The organism is Achromobacter maghribensis (genome assembly GCF_057334215.1).
This window is the reverse complement of record NZ_JBHFII010000061.1, coordinates 621,042-624,364: the sequence shown is the minus strand read 5'-3', so window position 1 is coordinate 624,364 and position 3,323 is coordinate 621,042. Positions and strand designations below refer to the sequence as shown.

The window sequence follows — 3,323 nt, the reverse complement described above, 5'->3', positions numbered from 1 at the left end:
CCATTGCCACCGCGATCGCCCTGACCGTCGTCGAGCCCGTCATGAACGGGATCGGCGGCGACATGTTCGCGCTGGTCTGGCACGACGGCCGCCTGCATGGCTTGAACTCCAGCGGCTGCGCACCGGCCGCATGGACGCCTGAATACTTCAATGGCCGCGACGCCATGCCCGGCACGGGTTGGGGCACGGTTACCGTGCCCGGCCAGGTCGCTGGCTGGAAGGCGCTTTCCGAGCGTTTCGGCAAACTGCCGTTCGCCAAACTGTTCGAACCCGCGATCGCCTACGCCGAAGAGGGTTTCCCCGTCTCGCCCACCATCGCGCGCCAATGGGCTACCCAAGCGCCCAAGCTCGCCCACGAGCCGGGCTTCGCCGAGGCCTTCCTGCCGCAAGGGCGTGCTCCGCAAGCCGGCGAATGGTGGCGCTTCCCTGCCCAGGCCAAGACGCTGCGCGACATCGCCGAAACCGGCGGCGATAGCTTCTACCGCGGCGAACTCGCCCGCAAGATCACGGACTTCGCCAGCCAGACCGGCGGAGCGCTATGCGCCACCGACCTGGCGGAACACCGCCCCGAATGGGTCGCCCCCATTTCGCAGTCGTTCCGCGATGTGGAACTGCACGAAATCCCGCCAAACGGCCAAGGCATCTCGGCGCTGATGGCGCTGGGCATGCTTGAACAATTCGACCTGGAAGGCATGGGCCGCGACAGCGCCGATTACTACCATGTCAGCATCGAAGCGATGAAGCTGGCGTTCGCCGACCTGCACCACCATGTCGCCGATCCGCGCCACATGCGCACCGACGCCACCGCCCTGCTCGATCGCGCCTACCTGGCCGAACGCGCGCGCCTGATCTCGATGGACCGCGCCAGCGTGCCCACCGCAGGCACGCCTGCCACCGGCGGCACGGTCTACCTGACCACGGCGGACGCGGACGGCACGATGGTGTCGTTCATCCAGTCCAACTATCACGGCTTCGGTTCGGGCGTGGTCGTGCCTGGCACCGGCATCAGCCTGCACAACCGTGGGCTGAATTTCGTGCTGACGCCCGGCCACGCCAATCAGGTCGCGCCGCGCAAGAAGCCGATGCACACGATCATTCCTGCGTTCGTCACGCGTGGCGGCCAACCGTTGATGTCGTTCGGCGTGATGGGCGGATCGATGCAGGCGCAGGGTCACCTGCAGATGGTCACGCGCCTGGCCGCGTTCGGCCAGAACCCGCAGGCCATGAGCGACGCGCCGCGCTTCCGCGTGGAAAAAGGCCCCGTCGTGAATGTGGAAGCGCACCTGCCGGCGGATGTGGTGGAGACGTTGCGCGCACGCGGCCATAACGTGGCAGTGGCGCCGGCGGACAGCCTGGAGTTTGGCTCTGCCCAGTTGATCTGCCGCCTGCCGCAAGGGGGCTATGTGGCGGCGTCCGACTCGCGCCGCGACGGACAGGCCGTGGGCTTCTAAGCCCGGCAGGATTTCAGGCGCCGGTCCAGGCGGCGGTATCTGGCCGGGACAGCGCCTGGAATCCCTCTTCACCCAGATGGCTTTTTGTGGCATCGGCGCCATACCGGATCAGGTCGGCGTCGCGCTCGATGCCCAGCTTTCTCATGGCGCTTCTTTTTTGCGAGCTGACCGTCTGCACGCTGCGGTGCGACAACAGTGATATTTCGGTGACGGTCGCCCCTGCGCAGAACAGTCTGACGATCTCGGCTTCGCGCTTGGTCAGGCGCACATCCGCCACCCCGAACGCCTGGTTCATGATCATTTCCTTGATGGTGGGCGAATAGTAGGTCTTGCCCTGGTAGGTCGCATGCACCGCGCTGACGATGTGGCTGGTGGAGTCGGACTTGCTCAGGACACAAAGATCGTCGTGTCCCAACAGGGCGCGGATCAATGTCGGGCTTTCGACCATGGTCAACACCGCGATGCGCAGGTCCGGGTACCGCCGCCGCAGCAACGCGATCAATCCCAGACCATCCCCATATCGGCCGCCAGGCATGGTGTAGTCGGATACGACGACGTCGCACGGCTGCCCGTCAAGCCGGGCGATCAGGTCGGTGGAGCTTTCGACGCATCCGATGACGTCAATGGCCGGATCCAGGCCGAGTTCATAGCTGACGCCCAAGGCCACTGCGGGATGATCGTCGGCGACAATGACGCGAATGTATCGTGATGGCATAGGACAGATGACTCGCATAGGCGGTTCGCCGGGCCCAAGACCCATTTCGGCGTATGGGACATATTGCTGCGGTCTTCCGAATTAAAAAATAGGAAGAATACGAAAGTCAGTCTGCGGCACAATGGTTGAGCATGAGTCAGACCTCTCTCCCTGGCGACGAGCCTCTCCCGACACGATCAGCGCGCCACGAACAACGGCTGCGCATGCTGACCGATTTGACGTCTGCCGACCCCTGCCGCATCCGCACGCTGGCCAACGCCTTCACCCACGCCAACGACCAGGACTTGCTGCAACTGCGCACGCTCCACGCAGACCAACAGCGGACGGGATTGAGCCTGCTTGCCCACCGCATCAAGGGCGCGGCACAGATGACGGGCGACGCGCAGCTGGGCACGCTCTGCGCCGAGCTGGGGCGTATCTGCTCAGACCCCACGCAAGATGCGCATGCGCTTGACGCCTGTGTCTGGCGCCTGGAAAGTGCCTTGGAGGAATTTGGCGATTCCTTCCGCCAAATCGCCCACGGCGCCTAGCTCGCGCAGCGCGGCCGAGCGTGCCGTAAACGTCCTACTTGTCGTGGCGCCCCCTTGCACCGCCGCTACACTGGATGTGCGCAGCCTATCCCGCGCCCCGCATTTCTTTCGACCGGCATCCTGTGCTGGAGCCGGCCATGCAACGCAGTACCGGAGGCAACGTGAACACGGACATGATCAATCTCTCGATAGACCAGGTCTACGATTTATCGGTTGATGTGCTTAGCCGCAACGGTTTTTCGGCGCCCCATACGGCGGCCATCGCCCAGACGATCACCGCCGGGCAACGCGACGATTGCCAATCGCACGGCCTGTATCGCCTGATCATCTGCGTGCGAACGCTGCAATCAGGGCTGGTGGACCCGGACGCGTTGCCGCTGATCACGCATCCCGCGCCAGCCGTCGTGCAAGTGGACGCGCAACGCGCCTACTCGTTGCTGGCATTCCAGGAAGGCCTGCCGCATCTGGCGGACAAGGCAAAGCGCAATGGCGTGGCCGTGTTGGCAATCAACAACTGCTTCCATTTCTCGGCGCTGTGGCCTGAAGTCGAGGCCGTCGCCGAACACGGCCTGGCGGGCATCGCCATGACGCCCAGCCACAGCTGGGTGGCGCCCCCCCGCGGCACCC

General features: G+C 64.8%; 4 protein-coding genes. 3 read left to right on the top strand and 1 reads right to left on the bottom strand.

Annotation, left to right across the window (positions count from 1 at the left end):
* On the top strand, positions 1–1,451 hold a 1,451-nt coding region (locus ACE039_RS28850), incomplete at its 5' end, for a gamma-glutamyltransferase family protein (protein WP_485824031.1).
* Between the two features lie 13 nt (positions 1,452–1,464).
* Here ACE039_RS28850 and ACE039_RS28845 read toward each other — a convergent pair.
* Positions 1,465–2,166 (bottom strand): response regulator, encoded by a 702-nt coding sequence (locus ACE039_RS28845; protein WP_448711627.1) that lies wholly within the window; start codon positions 2,164–2,166, stop codon positions 1,465–1,467.
* A 203-nt stretch (positions 2,167–2,369) separates the two neighbouring features.
* Between ACE039_RS28845 and ACE039_RS28840 the strand changes: the two genes are divergently transcribed.
* Complete coding sequence (locus ACE039_RS28840) at positions 2,370–2,696, top strand: Hpt domain-containing protein (RefSeq protein WP_448711629.1); 327 nt, start codon at positions 2,370–2,372, stop codon at positions 2,694–2,696.
* A 137-nt stretch (positions 2,697–2,833) separates the two neighbouring features.
* Positions 2,834–3,323, top strand: a 490-nt coding sequence (locus ACE039_RS28835) for an Ldh family oxidoreductase (RefSeq protein ID WP_485824030.1), incomplete at its 3' end; no start/stop codon positions are given.